This window comes from Actinotignum urinale DSM 15805, from assembly GCF_000420445.1.
Classification (GTDB): Bacteria; Actinomycetota; Actinomycetes; order Actinomycetales; family Actinomycetaceae; genus Actinotignum; species Actinotignum urinale.
In genome coordinates this window covers 43,045-65,777 of record NZ_ATUY01000007.1, presented here as the reverse complement: position 1 = coordinate 65,777, position 22,733 = coordinate 43,045, and the positions used below count along the sequence as shown (strand labels likewise).

Genomic DNA, 22,733 nt, shown 5'->3' with positions numbered 1-22,733 from the left:
ACGAAAAGTAAACAGAACACAAAGTAACTACAACGCAGAGTAACCAGAACTTCCGCAGAGAACAGAAAGAACAGTATGATTTCAAAAATTCTTGTAGCAAACCGTTCGGAAATCGCCCTTCGCGTTATCCGCACCGCACACGATATGGGCATCAAAGCTGTTGCCGTATATGCGGACGCCGATAGGGAAGCCGAATTCGTGGAACAGGCGGACTCCGCCTACGCCCTAAACGGCACCACCTACGCGGAAACCTACATGAATATTGACAAACTCATGGAAATTGCGAAACGCGCCCACGTGGATGCCGTCCACCCAGGCTACGGATTCCTCTCCGAAATTCCCGAATTCGCAACCGCCGTGATCGAAGCCGGAATGGCGTGGATTGGCCCAAGCCCCTCCGTGCTGAACCGCCTCGGAGACAAAATCCAGGCACGCCGCCTCGCAGAATCCGTACACGTCTCCCCGGTACCCGGAATTTCCGACCCGGTAGAAGGACACGAAGGAATCGACGCATTCGTGGCACGTTTCGGATACCCGATTGTCACCAAAAAAGCCGACGGCGGTGGCGGACGCGGAATTACCGTTCACAATAACGACGAGGATCTCGACGTTTTCTTCGCGGCGCACGCAAACGACGCCAGCGGATACTTCGTGGAACGCTTCATCCGTACAGCACGGCATATCGAAACACAATCCGCACGCGATTCGCACGGAAACTTCGCCGTCGTATCCACACGTGATTGTTCCGTGCAGCGTCGCAACCAAAAACTTATTGAAGAAGCACCCGCGCCGGCGCTCCCCGGTAACTCCGAAGAAATCATTACCCGCTGGAGCCAGCGCCTTTTTGAAGCCGTCGATTATGTAGGGCTAGGAACCTGCGAATTCCTTGTAGAACCTGATGGGCGGGTCAACTTCCTGGAAGTCAACCCGCGCCTGCAAGTTGAGCACACCATTTCCGAAGAAGTCACAGGGATTGACCTCGTACGCGAACAAATCCGCATTGCGCAAGGTGAAAACCTCAGCAGTATTCCGGCTCCGCGCGCACACTCCTTCGAATTCCGCATCACCTGCGAAGATCCAGCCAACGGACTCATTCCCTCAACCGGCGAAATTACACAAATCCGCTGGCCACTCGGGCACGGGGTACGCATCGAATCAGGAATCGAAGAAGGCGATGTTGTGACATCAAACTTCGACCCCATGCTCGCCAAACTCATTGTGACGGCACCGGATCGTGAGCAAGCAATTGCGAGAAGCCGACGCGCACTCAAAGAAATGAGCATCAAGGGTGTAGCCACACCCGCGAACCTCTACTGCGATGTTATCTCCCTCGATGCTTTCGCTGTTCACCCGCCCTCAACACGCTGGTTTGAGGATACCATCCTTCCCGAATATGTTGGGCAAGGAAACCCGCAGGTGGCCACAGAACCCAAAGAAGCAGAAATCCGCCACAGTTTCGTTATTGAAGTAGACGGCCGGCGCATGAGGCTCTCACTGCCCACAGCCCTTGTATCTACAGGCGAAAAAGCCACGCGCAAGGCACTACAACCCCGCCGCGGACAAGCCACAAACCGGGCAAACCAAGCAACACAGGAACTCACCGACGCAACAGGAATGGTGAACTCACCCATTCAGGCAATCGTCGTCCGAGTTGTTGTAAATATTGGTGACACAGTAGAAGAAGGCGACCTTCTCCTCGTCCTCGAATCCATGAAAATGGAAAGCTACGTCTACGCACCCCACGCGGGAACCGTGACGGATATTGAAGTGGAAGCCGGAGCCAACGTGGCTACATACCAGCCCCTCGTAAGGATCGCGCCCGAACAAAAATAGGGTCCTCAATCGTCGTACAACATACGCAAACACGACACGAATATAGAGACAACGTCAAGAGAAATAGAAAAGCGCGACAGACGCGCACACCTTGTGAAAAGTTAGGAGGAGGCTATGTCACTAACAGATTTGCGTTCGGCACACGAATGGCAAACCCTGGATCATAGCGCCCACGTGGTAGACCGTGCCAAATTCATGGACTACCAGAACGCAATTTCGGCAAAAGCCGAAGAACGCGCAACCGCGCGCCAACACAAACTGGAGAAAAACACGGCACGCGAACGCATCGCCATGCTCCTCGACCCGGACACCTTCACGGAAATCGGGCATTTCGCGGGCGGAAATATTGCGAAAGGGTTCGGCGGTGCAGCCGTGGTGACGGGAATCGGGCGAATTAATGACCAACCCGTTGCCGTCTATGCGCAAGATTTCGCCGTTTCGGGCGGAACCCTCGGTGAGGCCGAAGGTAACAAAATCATTAACCTGATGAGCAAGGCGCTCGAACTGCGCATCCCTATCGTCTCCCTCCTCGATTCAGGCGGGGCACGCATCCAAGACGGCGTGGTGGCGCTCTCCCAATACGGGCGAATCTTCAAGAAAACCATTGAAGCCTCCGGAATTATTCCGCAGATTTCCGTGATTCTCGGGCCGTGTGCCGGGGGAGCGGTGTATGGGCCGGCGCTCACAGACTTTATTGTCATGACAAAAGACCATGCGCACATGTTCGTTACCGGCCCCGACGTTGTTAAAGCAACCACTGGTGAGGACGTCAGTTTCGACGATTTGGGTGGCGCAAAACTCCATAATTTCCAGTCCGGCGTGGCACACTATCTTGCCTCGGACGAAGAGGACGCCCTAGATTATGCACGCACGCTCCTCACTTATTTGCCCGCGAACAATACGGCCCCTATCCCCGAATGGGATTATGTTGAAACAGAGGAGGATCGCGCGTGCGCGCAGGCCCTCTCAGATTTGGTTCCCGCATCCTCCAAACAGCCCTACGATATGCTCGAAGTGATTCGTCATATTGTGGATTACGGCGAATTTGTGCAGGTTCAGGAACTTTTCAGCCCCAGCATTATTGTTGGTTTTGCCGCCCTGGACGGCCAATCCGTGGGTATTGTTGCCAACCAGCCACTTGCTGATGCTGGCACCCTGGATGTGGATGCGTCGGAAAAAGCTGGACGGTTCGTCCAGTTCTGCGATGCTTTCCGCGTCCCCGTTGTCACCCTCGTGGATGTACCCGGATACCGTCCGGGAACCGCTCAGGAACAGGCAGGAATTATTCGCCGAGGCGCCAAGCTCATTTGGTCCTATGCAAACGCGACGACGCCACTGGTAACCGTTGTGTTGCGTAAGGCCTATGGTGGCGCCTATATCGTGATGGGATCAAAGTCCCTGGGTGGCGATATGAATTTTGCGTGGCCGGGGGCGGAAATAGCCGTATTGGGTGCCGATGGCGCAGTCGCCATTACTGGACGTCGTGCGCTGAAGGAAGCCGCTGCGAAGGGCGAAGATGTTGAAGCCTTGCGCAAAAAGCTCTCTGAAGAATACACACGCGATAACGTCAACCCCTTCCTCAGCGTTGAACGCGGGGAACTTGATGGCATTATCGCACCAGAGGATACGCGCCGTATTCTTGTGGAATCCTTGCGCATGTTGCGCACGAAGAAATCCCTGTTCGACGGCGAGCGCCGCCACGGCAACATCCCCATGTAAGAAATATCCGCGTTTAACCCCAGGTTTAACACCATGTTTAACACCGTGTTAAAGACCAGCTTAAACACCAGGTAGAACACCAGGTAGAACACGCTACAGCGCGTTGTGCCTAACCGTTATGTATTACACGATGTAACCAATTTCCCAGCGCAACCGCGCTTGAATATACCAGCGCAAGTGCGCACAAAGAGAAAGAAATACATGTCCACTGTTTATGAATCGCTTCGAAATGGCGCTCCATGGATTGTCCAGTTTGCCGGACAGGGCACTCCGTGGCGCAACGAATTGAACCGCGTGACGGAAAACTCCCGCCTCATGGCAGAATTAAGCGAATTGGATGACGCTGCAGAAAATATTCTCAGCGCCGTTCTTCCCGAACTCACCGTTGTGAGCGCAGGACGCTTGGATTTGTTGGGCAGGCGCGGACCGGCATCACAAGGCATCGCACCACATACTTCTGTGCCCGGAATTCTTCTCGCACAATACGGTGCGTTCCTTGATCTTGACGCCACCCCAACGAAAGCCATCGGGCATTCCCAGGGTGTTCTCGCAGCGTTCATGGTCAACGCCAAAGATGCCGATAAGCCAGCAGTATTGGCTCTCGCCCGCCTTATTGGCGCGGCCGCATCCAAGGTGTCCACCGCCGGCGGTTACGGTGCCGATGGGGAAGCAACCCCGATGCTCGCAGTGCGTGGCGTTCCCACAGATGTTCTTTCCGAACTCGTTGCACAGTTCGATGATGCGGATTTGTCCATTATTAATTCCCGCGACGCATCCGTTTTGTCCGGACGTCCCGCAGAATTGCGTAGCCTCCTCAAAGAAATCGACAATGTTGCTGAACGTTCCCAAGCTGCCCGCGTGGCAAAGAAAACAGGTGGTGAACCGCTCAACCCCGTCGCAGAATTCCTCGCGGTGGACGCACCCTTCCATTCACATCTTCTCGAACCAGCCGTGCAGCTCGTCGAAAAGTGGGCAGACAAAGCTGGCCTCAACGTTGCACAAATTGACAAACTCACCCGCGCCGTACTCACCCACCACCTCAACTGGGTTGAAGAATTCGACGAAGCGGTTAACGATATCCAAGCTCAAGAAAAAACGGGACCGCATTTCGTTGTCGATATGGGGCCGGGCGTCAACCTCAAGAAAATCACGCTCGAAAACCTCGCCGGCAGTGCGGTAACGTATGTTGCCGCCGGAACCGCGACCTCACGTGATGATCTCATCACCGGTAGCGCACATGTTACCGCCACCAGCAACTGGGAAGATTACGCACCCAAACTGTTGAAGATTAACGGTGAAACCGTTCTCGATACGGCTTTCACACGCCTCACCGGACGCAGCCCCATCCTTTTGGGTGGTATGACACCAACAACCGTTGATGGCGAAATCGTTGCGGCTGCGGCGAACGCCGGGTATTGGACAGAACTTGCCGGTGGCGGCCAGGTTTCTGAAGACGTCTTGAACGAAAACCTTGCAACCTTAAGGAAAAATCTCGAACCGGGCCGTGTTGCACAGTTCAACACCATGTTCTTGGATCGTTACCTGTGGGATCTGCAATTCGGTACACGCCGCCTTGTATCCCGCGCTCGCGGGGCTGGCGCACCACTCGATGGTGTAGTTATTTCCGCCGGTATTCCCGAAAAGGAAGAAGCACTCGAACTGATTGAACGCCTGCGTGGCGAAGGCTTCCCCTATATTGCCTTCAAGCCAGGTACCGTGGCACAAATCCGTCAGTTGGTGGATATTGCCAAGGATTGCCCGGGTGCTCCCATTATTGCCCAGGTGGAAGACGGCCACGCTGGTGGTCACCACAGCTGGGAAAACTTGGAAGATCTACTCCTGGCAACCTATGAAGAACTGCGTGAAGCTGGCATTGTCATCACCGCTGGTGGTGGCCTGGGCCTTCCCGAACGCGCAGCATCCTTCCTCACCGGTGAATGGAGCGAACAGTTCGGCCTTCGCCGCATGCCCGTCGATGGCGTAGTTATTGGTACCTCCGTCATGACGGCCAAGGAAGCCAAAACCAACCCTGATGTGAAGCAGTTGCTCAAGGATGCCACCGGTGTGGATCCTGAAGATAACGGCGGTTGGGTAGCAGTAGGCGAAGTTCGCGGTGGAATCACCTCCTCCCTCTCCTCCCTGCACGCTGATATGTACAATGTGGAAAACAGTGCCGCCAAGGCAGCACGCCTCCTCATTGAAGTGGATGGCAACCCGGAAGAAATCCAGGCCCGTCGCGATGAAATCATTGAAGCGATCAACAAAACCGCTAAGCCCTACTTCGGTGATGTCACCTCCATGACATACGCGGAAGTATTGGCACGCTACATTGAACTCACCACCCCATGGTCCGACGAAACCACACAAACCCGTTTCTGGGAAATGTTGCAACGTTTCGAAGCCCGCCTCAGCGATGCTGAAGATGGCGAAATCCCAACCCTGTTCCCAACCGAACAGGATGCGTGTGTGGATCCACAAGCAGCTTTCGATACCTTCCTCAAGGCATACCCGAATGCTGAAGAACAGCTTGTTCAGCCACAAGATGATGCCTGGTTTGTTGCCCTGGCATCCAAGTACCCCAAGCCTGTACCCTTCGTTCCCGTTATTAACGAACAGGTATTCCGTTTCTGGGGTTCCGATTCCCTGTGGCAATCCCACAACCCGCGCTACACTGCCGATCAGGTACGTATTATTCCCGGTCCCACATCCCTTCAGGACATCACCACAGTTGATGAACCGGTTGCCGATATTCTCGGCCGCTACGAAGTGGAAGCCGTTAAACGTGTCAAGGGCACGCCGAAGGAAGGCTACTCCCGTACAGCAGCCAACCGTGATGAATTCATCCGCCAGGCACCCTTCGTTGTATGGCACGGCCACTTGGCTGCCAACCCGGCACACCTCATCCCAGAATCCGAAATCCGTGAAACCAAGGACGGCCTGGAAATCTTCGTGCCCCTCGATACAACATGGGATGGCACCAACGCTTCCCAGCACGTCGTCCCATCCATGCGTGTTCCCCTGATCATGCCAGAATCGGTACACACCGGTGGTCTTCCCGTCGTGGATGATAACCGCCTGGTGGATGCCATGCGTGAAGTTTTGGCGAACATGTCCGGTGTGGGCACAACAACTATTGGTGGCACGCCAATCACCAAGCAGCCAGAAATGATCGACGGCGTAGCAACCCTCACCTTCGATGTATCCCCAGAAATCGGGGCACTGCACTCAGGTATTACCGCTCCTGGCGATCGCACCCCAGTTTCTGTGCCTTCCGCATTGCTCGGTTCCTGCTGGCCCACCATTTACTCCGCCATGGGTAGTGGGGAAGCCGCAGGTTACCCCATCATTGAAGGCCTCCTCTCCGGTGTTCACCTTGATCACAGCGAAAAGATCAACGCACCGATGGAAGATATCCTCAATGCTGGCCAGCTCACGGCACGCTCCTGGGTTGATAGCGTCAAGGAATCCTCCGCAGGCCGCGTCCTTGCTATTAAAACCGACGTGTCCATGAAGGATGAACACGGTGAAGAAACCGTTGTCCTGGAATTCCAGGAACGTTTCGCTATGCGTGGCCGTGCAACAACCACCGCTCTGCCTGATGAACCGGTAGCACGCGGCGGCCAAGATGTAGACGTTATTGATACGCCACGGTCCGTCCTGCACCGCGTTGAAGTAACCGCACCATCGGATATGACGGCATTCGCTATCGTTTCCGGCGATTTCAACCCGATCCACGTATCCAAGCGTGCAGCAATCGTTGCCGGCATGGAAGAACCCCTGGTTCACGGAATGTGGCTGTGTGCCGCATCCCAGCACGCCGTATCCGATGCCCTTCCTGGCCGTCCGCCGCTCCACATCACCGGCTGGACGTACCGCATGTTCGGCATGGTCGATTTGAACGAAGTCGTCGAAATTACTGTGGAACGCGTTGGCCGTATCCGCGGTGGTGGGGCGGCACTGGAAGTAACCTGCCGTATTGATGGCGAGATTGTTTCCCAGGCAAGCGCCACGATTTCTGCGCCCGCAACAGCCTACGTCTATCCCGGACAGGGTATCCAGGCGAAGGGTATGGCGCTCGATGAACGTGCAGAATCCGCAGCAGCCCGCGATGTATGGGAACGCGCCGATAAGCACACCCGTGCGCACCTTGGCTTCTCCATTCTTGCCCTGGTACGCGATAACCCCACAGAACTGCATGTTAGCGGGGAAGCATTCCGCCACCCAGAAGGCGTTCTCAACCTCACCCAGTTCACCCAGGTAGCCCTGGCAACAGTGGCAATGGCCCAAACAGCCCGCCTGCGTGAACAGGGCGCACTGGTGAAGGGTGCCTACTTCGCAGGCCACTCCCTGGGCGAATACAATGCACTATCTACCTACGCACAAGTATTCAGCCTGGAAGATGTTCTCAGCATTGTGTACCGTCGTGGAACAACCATGCACCACTTGGTACCACGCGATTCCGCTGGCCGTTCCAACTACCGCATGGGTGCACTTCGCCCCAACCAGTTCGGTGTTGGTGATGATACTGTCCGCGAATACGTGGAAAGCGTTGCCCAGGACAGTGGCGAATTCCTGGAAATTGTCAACTACAACCTTGCCGGCCAACAGTACGCTGTGGCAGGTACAGTTGCAGGTCTGAACGCCCTGGCCAAGGATGCGGAAGCCCGCGCCGAAGCCGCTGGCGGAAAGCGCCCCTTCATGCTGGTTCCCGGCATTGATGTTCCCTTCCACTCCAGCCGTTTGCGTGATGGTGTACCCGAATTCGCTGAAACCCTTCGGGCCATCATTCCCTCAGATATTAAGCTGTCCGTCCTCAAGGATCGCTACATTCCGAACCTTGTGGCACGCCCCTTCGAACTCACCGTCGAATTCTGCGACGCCATCTTGGACGTTGTTCCATCTGATGTTGTCCGTGACATTCGCGATAACTTCGATGCTGCTGTGACCAAGGATAAGGAAGGCACCGCCCGCAAGATCTTCATCGAACTTCTTGCCTGGCAGTTCGCCAGCCCGGTCCGCTGGATTGAAACACAAGATCTGCTGATCTCCACAGGTGTGGAAGAAGTAGTGGAAGTTGGCCTTGCAGCCAGCCCAACACTTGCCAATATGATGGCCCGCACCCTGGCCCTGCCACGCCACGCCAACCGCGAAGTAACCGTCCTCAACGTACAACGCGATTCCAAGCGTGTTCTTCGAGAAGATGTGGCCGCTTCCCCCGCCAAGGCAGTGGAAGAAACCGTTGAAACGACGGCACCCGCAGCCCCGGCCGCAGCACCAGCAGCACCGGCACCTGCCGCGGAAGCACCCGTCGCCGCTACACCAGCCGCAGCACCTGCAGCACCCGTAGCAACCGGCGGTGAACCAGTAGCCGATGTTCCCTTCCGTGCAGGCGATGCCCTCAAGGTACTGCTTGCCTACGAAACCAAGATCCGCATGGATCAAATGGGTGACGCTGACACAGTAGAAACACTGACAAACGGTGTGTCCTCCAAGCGCAACCAGATCCTCATGGACATGACCAGCGAATTCGATTTGGCCTCCATGGATGGCGCCGCCGAAGCGCCCTTGAAGACACTCGTTTCCCAGGTGGATCAGGCAGCACACTCCTACAAACCATTCGGCGCGGTTCTCTCCGAAGCCATCACCGAACGCCTCCGTTCACTCACCGGCGCAGCCGGTGCACGCCCAGCCCGCATCGCGGACCGCGTGAAGAACACCTGGCAGCTAGGCGACGGCTGGGTATCCCATGTCACCGCTGAACTGTTGCTCGGCACTCGCGATGGCAAGTCCATGCGCGGTGATGATTTGGCAACATTGGGCGCTGCCAACCCAACATCCGCAGCTGAACTTGATGCACTCATTGATGCAGCAGTACAGGCTGTTGGCGCAGCACAGGGCGTAGCGGTTGCTATGCCAAGCGCCGGCGGAGCAAGTGGCGGGGTAGTGGATAGCGCAGCCCTGGATGCCTTCGCTGAAGAAATGACAACCACGCTGGCTGAAACAGCCCGTGATCTCATCAAGCGCCTCGGCAAGGAAGAAACCCGCGAAATTGTAGCCGGTGAAGATACCACGGCACTGCGTGAAGCTATGAACGCTGAACTCGGCTCCGGCTGGGAGAAGTTCGTCGCCACCGCTTTCGCTGAAGAACAGGCTGTTCGCCTCTGTGATCGCTGGGCAACCGCCCGCGAAGACGTCGCCAAGATTGCTTTCGGTAAGGACGTTAAGGGTAAGTTCACCGGTACAGGTGAAGAAGTAGCACGCCAGGCCGAATGGCAGGCAGCCCGCAACCCGAAGCTTGCCGATACCTTCAAGGCAATCGCTAAGGCTGCACGCGATAACACACCTGGCCAGTACGCTGGGAAGGTCGCCGTCGTTACCGGTATGACACCAAATTCCATTGCCGGCGCCGTTGTGGCAGGCCTGCTGGAAGGCGGAGCAACCGTGATCACCACGGCCTCCAACATTTCCTCCGCACGCCTGAACTTCGTCAAGAAGCTGTACCGCGAACACGCTATCGATGGCGCTGAACTGTGGCTGGTACCGGCAAACCTCGGTTCCTTCCGCGATATTGATGCCCTCATTTCCTGGATTGGCACGGAACAGCGTGAAACTGTTGGTGCGACGACGAAGCTCGTTAAGCCTGCCCTGTTGCCTAATCTTCTTGTGCCGTTCGCAGCGCCTCGCGTGTCCGGCTATATGACGGATGCCGGCCCTGAAACGGAAAACCAGGCACGTGTGATGCTGTGGGGCGTTGAACGTTTCATGGGTGGCTTGTCCGCTATCGGCACCGACAGCGCGGTTGACCACAAGATGCACGTTATTCTACCGGGTTCCCCGAACCGTGGAACCTTCGGAGGAGACGGCCCCTACGGTGAAGTGAAGGCAGCTTTCGATGCTATTGCGAACAAGTGGCATGTTGAACCATGGGGTAAGCGCACCACGTTGGCTCACGCCCGCATTGGTTGGGTACGTGGAACCGGTTTGATGGGCGGTAATGATCCGCTCGTTGCGGCCGCTGAAGCTGCGGGTATCCACACCTGGTCCACCGAGGAAGCCGGAGCTGAACTGCTGACGCTCTTCACGCCAGAAGCCTGCGAAAAGGCTTCTGTTGAACCCATCAATCACGATATGACGGGCGGTTTGGGCAATGTTGACATGAAGGCATTGCGTGATAGTGCCGATTTGTCCATGCCGGAAGCGCCAGTTCAGGAAAAGGTGGCGACGGTGAAGGCTCTCCCGTCGAACCTTGCCCCGACACAGGCAAGCGTTGACCGCGGTCTTTTCGCGACGGGTACAGCAAAGCCTGAAGATATGATTGTTATCGTTGGCCTGGGTGAAGTTGGCCCGTGGGGTAGTTCCCGTACCCGTTTCGAAGCCGAACTTGGTGTTACGGACGACGGCGATTTCGATCTCACCCCAGCAGGCGTGCTTGAACTTGCCTGGATGATGGGCTTGCTCACCTGGCACGATACCCCGCAACCCGGTTGGTATGATCAGGACGGCACCCTGGTGGATGAAGCTGATATCTTCCAGAAGTACCGTGATGAAGTTGTTGGCCGAAGCGGTGTTCGCGCTTTCGTTGATGATGGCCCGCTGGTAGATATTGGCACGGTTGATGTTGCCCCCGTTTACCTGGAGAAGGATATTTCCTTCACCGCGAAGGATGCGACGGAAGCACAAGATCACGTGGATGCTGATCCTCAGTTCACGACGGCTGAAGAAGTGGATGGCGAATGGCGCGTTACGCGTAAGGCTGGTGCCCTAAGCTACATGCCACGTCGTACCACGTTGACGCGCCGCGTCGGCGGGCAGTTCCCAACCGATTTCGATCCGGCTAAGTGGGGTATTCCAGCTTCCCTGACTGAAGCAGCGGATCGCATGGCGATCTACAACCTCATGACAACCGTGGATGCCTTCATTTCCGCCGGTTTCAGCCCAGCTGAACTGCTTGAATACATCCACCCGGTTGATGTCACGTCCACACAGGGCACCGGCTTTGGTGGCATGACGTCCATGCGCCGCCTGTACGTGGATCGCTTTATTGGCAAGGATTACCCGCAAGATATTCTGCAGGAAACATTGCCGAACGTGATTGCCGCGCACACCATGCAGGCCTACGTCGGTGGGTACGGTTCCATGATTCACCCGATTGGTGCATGTGCAACCGCAGCTGTTTCCGTGGAAGAAGGCGTGGACAAGATCGCTACAGGTAAGGCACAGTTCGTGGTTTCCGGTGCTATCGATGATGTCCAGGTTGAATCCTTGATCGGCTTCGGTGACATGAACGCGACGGCTGATTCCCAAGCCATGGCAGATAAGGGTATTAACCCCCGCTTCTTCTCCCGCGCTGGTGATTTGCGCCGCGGTGGGTTCGTTGAAGGCCAGGGTGGCGGTACCGTACTGTTGGCTCGTGGTGATTTGGCTGAAAAGATGGGCTTGCCCGTTCTCGGCGTAGTTGGCTACGTCCGTTCCTTCGCTGATGGTATCCAAACATCTATTCCAGCTCCGGGCCTTGGCGCTTTGGCTGCTGGTATGGGTGGTAAGGATTCCCAGTTGGTGAAGAACCTTGCAACTGCCGGTGTTTCCGTTGATGATGTTGCTGTACTGTCCAAGCACGATACATCCACCAACGCGAATGATCCGAACGAAGCAGAACTTCACCATCGCCTGTTCAAGGCTATTGGCCGTAGCGCAGGTAACCCGCTGTTCGTCGTTTCCCAAAAGACGCTCACCGGGCATGCGAAGGGTGGTGCCGCTCTGTTCCAGATGTCTGGCATCGCGCAAATGTTCGCATCCGGTAAGGTTCCGGGCAACAAGGCCCTGGATTGTTCCGATCCGGCCTTCCGCCAGCGCGAATACCTGGTGTGGCCACGCGAAGTGACCGAACTTGGTGATATCAAGGCAGCGATCCTCACGTCTCTTGGTTTCGGACACGTCTCCGCGTTGATGGTGATGGTTCACCCGACGGCCTTCGAAGCAGCAATCGCCCGTACCAGCGGTGATGCTGCTGCTGATGAATGGCGTGAAGCAGCCAATGTTCGCCTTGCCGAAGGTGCCCGTCACCTGAGTGCCGGCATGATTGGCCACGCTGATCTGTACGTTGAAACCGCGACGGATGAGCGCTTCGTAGGTGATCACCATGAAGATGAAGCCGCTTTGCTCCTGAACCCGGATGTCCGTATGGTCAACGGTAAGTATGTAATCTAACTCTAGGTTCATCTATCGGCGGTGGTAGGTTGCTTTCGCAGCCTACCACCGCCCTATGCACGGAGGCATTTTCGGGACACGTAAGCCCTCCTTGTTCCGCAAGCGACCACCCTCGTACGTATAGAGGTTATTTCTCGCCTTTAATTTAAAAATTTTTCGACGATTTTAATTTTTTAAGGTAAATCGAATATAGCTCGGCCCAATGGCGTAAAATAGTGTCGTAAGACACATGGTGAAGGAGGGGTTAACATGATTGCCGGCGTAGGCATCGACGTTGTCGATATTAAAGCCTTTTCGCAACAGTTGGAAACCCCGGGGTCTGTTTTTGCGAAGAAAGTTTTTACAGCCCGAGAAATGAGGTACGCAAGGCGTCGCGCTGAACGCATTACACGCGTAGAGGCTTCACCAGAATTTGCGTCAACCGGGTCAGAATATGACGAAGATTTCGCCACAACTCTAGATTTGGCACAACATCTTGCGGCTCGCTGGGCCGCAAAAGAAGCATTTATTAAAGCATGGTCGGGGGCACTATATGGTTCGGAACCGCCCCTTTCAGAAGAATACTGGGGATCCATTGAGGTCACAAACGATCGTTGGGGGCGCCCCGCCATTATTCTTGGCGCCCCGGTTGCCACTTCCGTCCACAAGACGCTAGGTAACATCAACACCCATGTTTCCCTGAGTCACGACGGAAACGTCGCCACCGCCGTCGTCATTATTGAATATCAGAAAGGAAACGAGCCTCGCCCGCTACTGCAATAACCAATTCTCGCCCAACATTTTTGTTCCCTAACGGCACATTTATTGTGAAGTTATTACAATACTTTTCATGACAACGAACCAGCACCACTCCTTCGCGAGGTTATGCATGAACGTGATCGTTGTGATTTCGCGATTCTGGAACGCGCCCAAAGTAAGGGTATCCCTGTTCTCGGGATTTGCCGTGGGCTTCAGGTGATGAATGCGTTATTCCGCGCTTTTATTCGCGAAGCCAGCATCGGGGCGAGTGGTTTGTAGTTCGCGTTGGGGTGAGTGGTTTGTAGTTCGCCTTCGTAACACTTCGCCAATGCGAAGAATGCGAAGGGTGCGTGTTTCATACGGAATCCACGCCGTAGGCGCCGGGCAATCAATTACTCATAAGGAAAACCGTCAATGGGTTGGCTCCCCGCATAATATATGCGGGGAGCCAACCCATGCTAAATATTTTTATTTCTTCGTCATATTCGTCTGTGTTTCCAGGTTGCGTATAAATACCCAGATGCACACAATGGCAAAGATGCAGAAGATAGCCTCAACGCCGAAGGCAATAGCTGCCGCATCACGCACGGCAATATTATCCTGACGTCCAGAGTACTTAATCACTCGACCGATAATGAATGTTCCGGTAGTCTGCATTGTCGCGAAAATGGTGGCAGCCAAGGCGATACCAATCGCGGAACCCAACGAGGACGCCATCTTAAACACACCTGAACCGGCACCCACCATATTGGGGGAGAGCGAAGTAAGCGCGGCCGTCGTCGATGGTGTCGCAAACATGGCTAAACCGAAACCGTAGAGTGCAAACGCAATGGCCACAATCACCATGTACTGGGAGGCAAGAACACCCGTGAACATCATGGAGATAATGGAGACGAGAACGATGAGCGTCCCAAGAATCATGGGGAAACGGAAGCCCTTCTTCTTCATCACCTTTTCGCCCACACGGATAAATGCGAGCAGGCAGAACGCGTATCCGAGGGTCAAATAACCAGACGTGGCAGGCGAAATGTTGGCACCGTTTTGAAGAACCCACAGGGCGACGGAGATAATGCCGGCCGTCGTCGTCATAAAGAAATTAGCGGAAACTGCGCCGGTGAATGTACGCGACTTAAACACGGAGAAATTGACGAGAGGCTGGGCAACTCGCTTTTCCGTAATGATGAAAATAATTCCCGCTACAAGGAAGAGACCCGCGAAACCAAGAATAATAGGTGAAGTCCACCCAATCTTCCCGCCCTGGGAAATGAAGAGTTGCAAGCCAATCATGGACAGAGCAAGGGAGGTGATACCAATAATATCCGGCTTGAACGCCTCGGTGCGCTCCGCCTTGTTTTCGGGGACGTTGCGCAGAAGGAGAATGGAAAGGACGGAGAATAAGGTGGAAATAATGAAGATGGAGCGCCAACCGAGTGGTGAGCTAGCAATCAGGCCACCCACTGAGGAGGAGAGCGCCAGTCCGCCGAAGGTGCCCATGGAGATGAAGGAGATGGCGCGGGCACGTTTGTCGCCCTTCCAGAATGTGTTACCGATGGCGAGAATGTTCGGGGTGATGGCGCCACCTGCAAGTCCGTGGAAAACACGCCCGGTGAGAATCATTGCGGTTGCTGCGGTTTCTCCGCCCATGGCGCAGGCAATGAGCACGGAGCCAATAATATTGCATATATTTCCAATGAAGAGGATTTTCATTCTGCCGATGGAGTCCGCTAGCCCGCCCCACATAACGATGAGCATCCCGCATACGAGGGAACCCATAGAGACTGCGATAGTGGTAACGGAGTTCGGCATTCCTACCTGTTTGCCAATCATGGGGCCGACGTTGAGGAATGTTTGCCCGAAAAGCCAGAACGTGACGGCTGCGCAAATCAGCCCGATAATGTCACGATCCGTGCCGCTGTAGGGCGCGGTCTTTGGTGAAGAGGGGGTGACTGTCATGGTCTGTCCTTATATTTATGTGTGCCGTCGCTTCCCTGTGACGGTCGTATGATTGTAGTGTACTATTTTCTGACCCGTATAACTTTGAGCAACTCAGAATTGGGCGTTTTTTCGACGAGGCTACATTGTGTCCGTAATGTTGGTGTACGACGAAGGTCCGGAACTGGCGTTAATTATTCGATTGAGTGGGTTCCGGCGGGCGTGTTGGCGCTTGGCGCGTGCGCGGGGAGCGTGGCGGGGTCGGTGTGACTAATCAAAGCGTGTGATTTTGTGGGAAAATGATGAATTTTTCGTCGTAAAAGGCTACGCTTGTTCTAATTCTTTGCTTTTTGTCGTGCAAAGAAGCTTAATTTTTATGGCAGAATTCCTTGCCGTTCTACTCGATACCCAAAGGAGCACCATGACATCGCGTTTTGACCTCCCGATTGCACAGGTCGATCCGGAAATTGCAGCGGTACTTAATGGCGAACTTTCTCGCCAACAAGATGGACTAGAAATGATCGCTTCCGAGAATGTCGTGCCTCGATCCGTGTTGCAGGCACAGGGCTCCGTTCTCACCAATAAATATGCTGAAGGATACCCAGGGCGTCGCTATTATGGCGGTTGCGAATGGGTGGATAAGGCAGAACAGCTCGCTATTGAACGCGCAAAGGCCCTCTTCGGAGCAGATTATGCTAATGTGCAACCCCATTCAGGCGCCACAGCCAATGCGGCCGTGTATCACGCAATGGTGAAGCCGGGTGCCAAGGTTATGGGTATGGCTCTCGATCAGGGTGGACACCTCACCCACGGCATGCGCTTGAACTTCTCGGGGCGCATTTATGACATGGTTGCGTATCATGTTGATCCTGTCAGCTACCTTTTGGATATGGATCAGGTGCGTGACGTCGCCTTGAAGGAACGTCCTGAAATGATTATTGCCGGCTGGTCCGCATATCCTCGTCATATTGATTTTGAAGCTTTCCGTTCCATTGCCGATGAAGTTGGTGCCGTTTTGTGGACGGATATGGCTCACTTTGCAGGTCTCGTTGCCGCCGGCTCGCACCCCAACCCGGTTCCGTTCTCAGATGTTGTAACGACGACGATCCACAAGACTTTGGGTGGCCCGCGTTCAGGTATGATTCTTTCTCGCGACGGCGAAAAGTGGGGCAAGAAGCTCAATTCTGCAGTGTTCCCCGGTCAGCAGGGTGGCCCGCTCATGCATGTTATTGCAGCGAAAGCTGTGGCGTTGGGCTTGGCCGCCACCGATGAATTCAAGGATCGCCAGAAGCGCACATTGGAAGGTGCGCAGATTCTTGCGGATCGCCTCACCCAGGATGACGTGAAGAACGCTGGAATCAGCCTCATTTCCGGTGGTACCGATGTTCACCTCGTTCTCGTCGATTTGCGCGATGCTGCAATTAACGGAAAAGAAGGCGAAGATTTGCTCTCTGCCGTCGGTATTACCGTGAACCGTAACGGTGTCCCGAACGATCCTCGCCCGCCGATGGTCACCTCCGGGCTTCGCATCGGCACCCCGGCACTCGCCACACGTGGTTTGCAAGCTGAAGATTTCGCTGAAGTTGCGGATATTATCGCTCAAACCCTTATTGCAGGTAAGAATGCGGACGTGGAGAAACTCCATGCACGCACAACGGCGATTGCCCGCAAGTTCCCGCTGTACGACGGTTTGAACCAGACGGGTGCCTAGATGGCTGACGATACGATAAAGGACACAACAGTGGGCGAAACAGCTCATACCGCTCAGCTTCTCGACGGTAAAGCAACCGCAGCGGCCATTAAAGACGAACTGCGTGAACGTGTGGAAGCATTGGCAGCTATCGGCAAGCGCCCCGGATTGGGAACCATTCTTGTTGGTGAAGATCCGGGAAGCCAGGCATATGTGGGTGGAAAACACCGCGATTGTGCCGAGGTCGGCATTGAATCTATCCGAGTGGAACTGCCGGAAACGGCAAGCGTGGAAGATGTAGAAGAGGCTATTGACGGGCTCAACAATGACCTGGCATGTACCGGCTATATTCTGCAACTTCCACTTCCCAAAGGTATGCCAACCAACGCATTGCTGGAACGAATTGATCCAGATAAGGACGCTGATGGTCTGCATCCCACAAGCATGGGACGCCTTGTTGCAAACGTATCCGGCCCTATTGAATCGTCCTTGCCTTGCACGCCCGCAGGTATCCTCGAACTTCTTACCCGCCACAATATTTCCGTTGCAGGTAAACACGTGGTTGTTCTAGGGCGCGGTATTACGGTCGGTAGAACGATTGGTTTGTTGTTAACGCGACGCGAAAACAACGCAACCGTCACGCTTTGCCACACCGGCACCGAGAATGTTGAGGACATCTGCAAAACTGCAGACGTTATTATCGCAGCTGTTGGGATTGCCCACTTCGTGAAAAAAGAATGGGTGAAACCGGGTGCCGTCGTCGTCGATGTTGGGGTAACACGAGTTCCCAATCCCGAAACGGGACGTTTTAAGACGCTTGGTGATGTGGATCCGGCTGTGCGTGAGGTTGCATCCTGGGTTTCCCCGAATCCCGGGGGCGTCGGGCCGATGACGCGCGTCATGTTGCTCAAAAACGTTGTGGAAACGGCGGAGCGCAACGCGGGGATCGGCGCGAAATAGACGCGGGGATTGGCGCGAAATAGACGCAGGCTTGTTGCGAAATAGACGCGGGGCTTGCATGAAATAAACAGTCTAAAATTTTCAAAATGTCGCGGAAAGTGTGATTGCTTTCCGCGACATTTTTTGACGCATACGCCAGGCGCATAATAGGGGTTAACACGAGGCGTGCATGGACTAAATCGGTGGTTTGCAATAGGGCTTAACGTGAAGCTCACAATGGGGAAAATTAGCCATTTCATAGGCCTTTGCACACCTGAGATACGTCTAAAAAAATAGCGTAACAAATAACTTGTGAAATTGCGTCAAAAATAGGTGTTCATAAATCGTTATAGTACTGGCATAGAGGGGAGTTTCAGCGTAGATTTAGAAGTACCTAGGCATTTAGAGAAAGGACTCTGAATTATGGCAGTAAGTGCATACGATCTTAGCGGACAGCTCGACTGGCAGTACGAACTGTACAAGGAGCTTCACCGCACCCCCGAAATTTCCATGGAAGAATACAAAACTTCCGAACGCATTGCCGAAGAATTGACGAAGCTCGGTGTGGAGCCCGTTAAGGTTGGCAAAACTGGTTTAGTTGGTATCGTCAAGAACGGTGAAGGCAAGGTTTATCTTGCTCGTGCGGACTTCGACGGTTTGCCTGTGAAGGAAGGAACAGGCCTTCCCTACGCTTCCGAAAACGAAGGCATAATGCATGCCTGCGGTCACGATATGCACGTGACAGGTTTGCTCGGCGCCACTCGCTGGTTGCTGGACAACAAGGATGCATGGGCCGGTACATTCATCGCACTCTTCCAGCCCGGTGAAGAAACTGCTGCTGGTGCGCGTGATATGGTTGCCGGTGGGTTGAAGGACAAGATTCCTGCTCCTGATTTCTGCTACGCACAGCATATTATGCCCACCCCGGCTGGCAAGGTATACATCAGCGAAGGCGCAAAGCTTTCCGCTGGTGATTCTGTGAAGGTCACCATTCACGGGCAGGGTGCACACGGCTCCATGCCGAACCTCTCCATCGATCCGGTTGTTATTGCAGCCAGCATCGTGGTTCGCCTCCAGTCCGTTGTTGCTCGCGTAGTTGCCCCCACCGAATTCTCCGTCGTTACCGTCGGTGCTGTTCACACGGGTACCAAGTCCAACATTATTCCGGACAAGGCAGAAATTCTCCTCAATATGCGCCACTACAACGATGAGGTCCGCAAGGATGTTATCGAAGCAGTTACCCGCATTATTAAGGCAGAATGCGAAGCCGGTGGATGCAGGCAGGAACCGGACATCGAATTCTACGATCAGTTCCCGCTCACCAACAACAAGAAGGAAGCTGTTGACCAGCTCGTACCGAAGTTCCAGGAAGTCTTTGGTGATGATTTCTTGCCAGAACCGCCGGCACCGGCATCTGAAGATTTCTCCATTATTCCTGCCCAATTTGGTGCAGATTACGTGTACGCCTTCATTGGCTCCATGGATCCCGAGGTCGTGAAGAAGGCAGCGGAAACAGGAGATCGTTCTCTCGTCCCCGCCAACCACTCGCCGTTCTTCGCACCCGTGATTGAGCCGACGACGACAACCGCAACCTCAGCGCACATTACCGCCGCTCTCGCCATTCTCGGCAAGTAGGTAACGCAATCTGTAACGGTTAGTGTTATTTAACCGCTGGGCGTCCCGCATGGGGCGCCCAGTTTTTGTGTCACCGCGCCACAATGGCGTGCTTTTGTTAGTGGGCACGTTGGCGTTTTTGTTGGTGGGTTAGTTAGTAGTTTCGTTAAGCAACACTTCGCATTTAAGGGCGTAGGTTGCGGTGGGTTTTGCGGCAAGGGTTTGAGTTGTTAACCGCGGGGTTTGAGAAACACTGCGGGAGTAAATGCAGAGCATCTGTGCCGGGAAATTGTGTTTGGCGCGGTATAGTAGGGGGGATTGATTTTTTTGGGCGGAGGATGTGGCATGTCAATTTCCATCACAACGGTGAATGTTAACGGTATTCGTGCGGCGTTCCGAAAGGGCATGGGGGAGTGGCTTGCCACCTCAACCCCGGACGTGCTCCTCATGCAGGAAGTGCGTGCCCCTCAGTCCATTATTGCTGAACTTTTCTCAGGTTTTCCCTACCGCGTGCTGGACAGTGTTTGCGATATTAAGGGCAGAGCCGGGGTCAGCGTCGCGGTACGTGAAGGAATCACAATTGGCGAAGTGCGCACACTTCTTCCCGAAACGGCAACAGATGCGGACACTTTTATCTCGCGCGCTATCAACGGCGAGGTTATCCGCAACGAATCCGAACCCGCGGTAGATACGGGACGTTGGCTCGAAGTCGAACTGCCTGATGTTGACGTGCGCGTGGTGAGCGCCTATCTCCACTCGGGAGATGCAAAAAATGAGGAGAAAATGGCGTCCAAATACGCGCATCTCGACCGCGTCTCGCTGAGGTTACAGGAGCTACGTGGGGAGGGGAACGTCGTCGTCGGCGGCGATTTTAATATTGTGCACACGCAACGGGACATTACGAATTGGAAACCCAACCACAACAAAACCGCGGGCGTTTTGGACGCGGAAATTCGGTATCTCGACGAGTGGTTCGGCGCGGGGTGGGTCGATGTTCAGCGCGCGTTGCTCGATCGCCAAGGAGCCCAGGATAACGGGCCGTACACGTGGTGGAGTCAGCGCGGGAAGGCTTTTGATAATAACGTCGGCTGGCGTATTGACTACCACATGGCGACGACGGACTTTGCGCACACCGCGCAGTCTTTTGCCATCGACCGCGCGGCCAGCTACGATACCCGCTGGTCTGATCATGCGCCACTGAACATTGTGTATGGTGGCGTGTAGCCGGGTTTGGTTTTAGGGCGCGAACGCGGTGCGGGTTCTTCTGTCTGCTACGCGTTCCTTCTGTCCGAAAAACCAATGGCTTCGCTCACTTCATCAACAATAGCCTGGGTGGCTTGCTGAGTGGCGCCCCCATTTCCTTCCCAAATTGCCGTGGCAACGGCATCGTGCAAATCCAAGGCAATAGGACGCGGACACGTTGGGTATAGATCTAGTTCAACTCGTCCACGCAGAACGGCGGAAATAATGTCGGAAAACGCGGCGAAAAGATCGTTTCCGCTGTGTTGGAGAATGAGGGAATGGAATATTGCGTCGAGTTTGTGGAACAGTTCGAGATTGCCCGATTCTCCTGCTTGACGCATTTTTGTTGCCAGGGGTGGGAATAGTCCGCGTTGGTCGATGGAGGCGCGTGTTGCGGTGAGAAATGATGCCGCGGGTTCAATAGCTACACGAAGTTCAGTGAGGGAACGCAGTTGGTCAAGGCGCCGGGAAGATTTGAGCTTCCAGCTAATCACATCGGGATTGAGTGACGTCCACTCTTCGACCGGCCTGGGGAGTAGGCCAATCCGCCGTCGTACATCTACGGCTCCAACGCTTTCTAGCTTTCCGGCGACCTCTCGCGCAACAGTACGTGAAATGGAAAAACGCTCCTGAATATTTTCCAGGGTGAGAGGAGTGCCGAGAGGCAAGATGCCGTCGAGCATTTCGACCGCGAGGGTCTCGGTAATGGGATGGCGGAGTGGCTTGTGTGAAAAATCTACCGACTGGTTGCCTATGTCCATCGCACCACCTTTCTTCAATGTCGCTAAGTAACTATTTTCCCATGAAACCGGTGTGGAAATACATATGTGTGAATATTTACCTGATTATTCGCGAAATACGTGTAACGTATCTGGTTTATGGAGATAGATAGGGACAGGTTACCTAAATTTGTAACTAAAAAACAATAGTGTTTCGACGACGGGTGCGGTGCCGTTTCTAATCTGTGCACATAAAATGTTTCGGATGGCATTTATTATCGTGTTCCGGCACACGTGTTTTACGTAGTATTTATTGCTTGACAAGTAGCATGATTACATAATATCTTCATACTATCCCAACAACGATGTTCAAGGGAGAGTAGATGCATACACATGTCATCATTATGGGTGTTGCGGGTTGCGGCAAAACAACGGTGGCAGAAGCTATCCGTAATCGTTTACGCTTCATTCTCGCAGAAGGGGACGAATTCCACCCCCAAGCAAATATTAACAAAATGTCAGCGGGTCATCCGCTCAATGACGAGGACCGTTGGCCTTGGCTTCGCCTTATCAATACCTGGATGCAGGAAGAAGAAGCTGGTGGGCGCAATACTGTCGTCTCATGTTCGGCACTTAAGCGCGTTTATCGCGATGTGTTGAAAGAAAATTTGGACGTGCTGTTCCTTCATTTGAAAGGTTCGCAGGAATTGTTGACGGCTCGGATGAGCGCACGCAAGGATCACTTTATGCCCGCTTCGCTTATGGATAGCCAGTTTGCAACGCTAGAGCCACTACAGCCAGATGAAAACTTTGTGGAAATCTCGGTGGATGCGCCAGTTGAAACTGTTGTAGAACAAGCCGTTGCCGCCGTCGAAAAATATATGCGCAACAAGGATGAAAGGGCAAAAGTTGAGGCGTAGCTGAAAAGCTAAAAGCTGAGGCGGAAAGGTTACGGGCAGTTGGCGTGTTCGCACGGACGAGCTAAAGATGTGAAGCGGGGCAGTATATAGAACCGCAACCTCTTTTCAGGTCCGCACTCTACGTAACACTTCACTCTACGCAACAACTTACTTCACGTATTAATTCAATCCACGTAATAA

The 22,733-nt window shown here is 54.3% G+C and carries 11 protein-coding genes and 1 pseudogene; 10 read left to right on the top strand and 2 right to left on the bottom strand.

Annotated elements, in window-relative coordinates:
- Nucleotides 1–75 precede the first annotated feature (75 nt).
- From G445_RS0106030 to G445_RS11220, 5 genes and pseudogenes are all read left to right on the top strand, one after another.
- Nucleotides 76–1,833 (top strand): ATP-binding protein, encoded by a 1,758-nt coding sequence (locus G445_RS0106030; RefSeq protein WP_022866648.1) that lies wholly within the window; start codon nt 76–78, stop codon nt 1,831–1,833.
- A 114-nt stretch (nt 1,834–1,947) separates the two neighbouring features.
- Nucleotides 1,948–3,552 carry an acyl-CoA carboxylase subunit beta gene (locus G445_RS0106025; protein ID WP_022866647.1) on the top strand — a complete coding sequence of 535 codons (1,605 nt, stop codon included), beginning with the start codon at nt 1,948–1,950 and terminating at the stop codon, nt 3,550–3,552.
- A 201-nt stretch (nt 3,553–3,753) separates the two neighbouring features.
- On the top strand, nt 3,754–12,759 hold the full coding sequence (locus G445_RS0106020; protein ID WP_022866646.1) for a type I polyketide synthase: 9,006 nt from the start codon (nt 3,754–3,756) through the stop codon (nt 12,757–12,759).
- Nucleotides 12,760–13,008: 249 nt separating this feature from the next.
- The gene (locus tag G445_RS10030; protein ID WP_022866645.1) at nt 13,009–13,521 is read left to right on the top strand and encodes a holo-ACP synthase; all 513 of its coding nucleotides are present in this window, start codon (nt 13,009–13,011) and stop codon (nt 13,519–13,521) included.
- An 81-nt stretch (nt 13,522–13,602) separates the two neighbouring features.
- Nucleotides 13,603–13,776, top strand: a pseudogene (locus G445_RS11220) (gamma-glutamyl-gamma-aminobutyrate hydrolase family protein); the annotation flags it as partial.
- Between the two features lie 189 nt (nt 13,777–13,965).
- Here G445_RS11220 and G445_RS10025 read toward each other — a convergent pair.
- Nucleotides 13,966–15,450: an MFS transporter gene (locus G445_RS10025; protein WP_022866643.1), complete on the bottom strand. Its 1,485-nt coding sequence runs from the start codon at nt 15,448–15,450 to the stop codon at nt 13,966–13,968.
- 400 nt (nt 15,451–15,850) lie between these two features.
- Between G445_RS10025 and G445_RS0105995 the strand changes: the two genes are divergently transcribed.
- From G445_RS0105995 to G445_RS0105980, 4 genes are all read left to right on the top strand, one after another.
- Nucleotides 15,851–17,140, top strand: coding sequence for a serine hydroxymethyltransferase (locus G445_RS0105995; RefSeq protein WP_026420992.1), 1,290 nt, complete (start codon nt 15,851–15,853; stop codon nt 17,138–17,140).
- Complete coding sequence (locus G445_RS0105990) at nt 17,141–18,079, top strand: bifunctional methylenetetrahydrofolate dehydrogenase/methenyltetrahydrofolate cyclohydrolase (RefSeq protein ID WP_022866641.1); 939 nt, start codon at nt 17,141–17,143, stop codon at nt 18,077–18,079.
- Nucleotides 18,080–18,481: 402 nt separating this feature from the next.
- Nucleotides 18,482–19,693 (top strand): amidohydrolase, encoded by a 1,212-nt coding sequence (locus G445_RS0105985; protein ID WP_022866640.1) that lies wholly within the window; start codon nt 18,482–18,484, stop codon nt 19,691–19,693.
- Between the two features lie 330 nt (nt 19,694–20,023).
- Nucleotides 20,024–20,896, top strand: a complete 873-nt coding sequence (locus tag G445_RS0105980) for an exodeoxyribonuclease III (protein WP_026420990.1) — start codon at nt 20,024–20,026, stop codon at nt 20,894–20,896.
- Nucleotides 20,897–20,943: 47 nt separating this feature from the next.
- On the opposite strand, the gene G445_RS0105975 is transcribed toward G445_RS0105980, so the two are convergent.
- The gene (locus G445_RS0105975) at nt 20,944–21,675 is read right to left on the bottom strand and encodes a FadR/GntR family transcriptional regulator (RefSeq protein WP_022866638.1); all 732 of its coding nucleotides are present in this window, start codon (nt 21,673–21,675) and stop codon (nt 20,944–20,946) included.
- 341 nt (nt 21,676–22,016) lie between these two features.
- Here G445_RS0105975 and G445_RS0105970 point away from each other — a divergent pair, with 341 nt between their 5' ends.
- Nucleotides 22,017–22,553: a gluconokinase gene (locus G445_RS0105970; RefSeq protein WP_022866637.1), complete on the top strand. Its 537-nt coding sequence runs from the start codon at nt 22,017–22,019 to the stop codon at nt 22,551–22,553.
- Nucleotides 22,554–22,733: the final 180 nt, after the last annotated feature.

Bases quoted from the DNA above. Each gene is read 5' to 3' on its own strand.
- G445_RS0106030 (WP_022866648.1), top strand. From the start codon at position 76: ATGATTTCAAAAATTCTTGTAGCAAACCGTTCGGAAATCGCCCTTCGC.
- G445_RS0106025 (WP_022866647.1), top strand. From the start codon at position 1,948: ATGTCACTAACAGATTTGCGTTCGGCACACGAATGGCAAACCCTGGAT.
- G445_RS0106020 (WP_022866646.1), top strand. From the start codon at position 3,754: ATGTCCACTGTTTATGAATCGCTTCGAAATGGCGCTCCATGGATTGTC.
- G445_RS10030 (WP_022866645.1), top strand. From the start codon at position 13,009: ATGATTGCCGGCGTAGGCATCGACGTTGTCGATATTAAAGCCTTTTCG.
- G445_RS10025 (WP_022866643.1), bottom strand. From the start codon at position 15,450: ATGACAGTCACCCCCTCTTCACCAAAGACCGCGCCCTACAGCGGCACG.
- G445_RS0105995 (WP_026420992.1), top strand. From the start codon at position 15,851: ATGACATCGCGTTTTGACCTCCCGATTGCACAGGTCGATCCGGAAATT.
- G445_RS0105990 (WP_022866641.1), top strand. From the start codon at position 17,141: ATGGCTGACGATACGATAAAGGACACAACAGTGGGCGAAACAGCTCAT.
- G445_RS0105985 (WP_022866640.1), top strand. From the start codon at position 18,482: ATGGCAGTAAGTGCATACGATCTTAGCGGACAGCTCGACTGGCAGTAC.
- G445_RS0105975 (WP_022866638.1), bottom strand. From the start codon at position 21,675: ATGGACATAGGCAACCAGTCGGTAGATTTTTCACACAAGCCACTCCGC.
- G445_RS0105970 (WP_022866637.1), top strand. From the start codon at position 22,017: ATGCATACACATGTCATCATTATGGGTGTTGCGGGTTGCGGCAAAACA.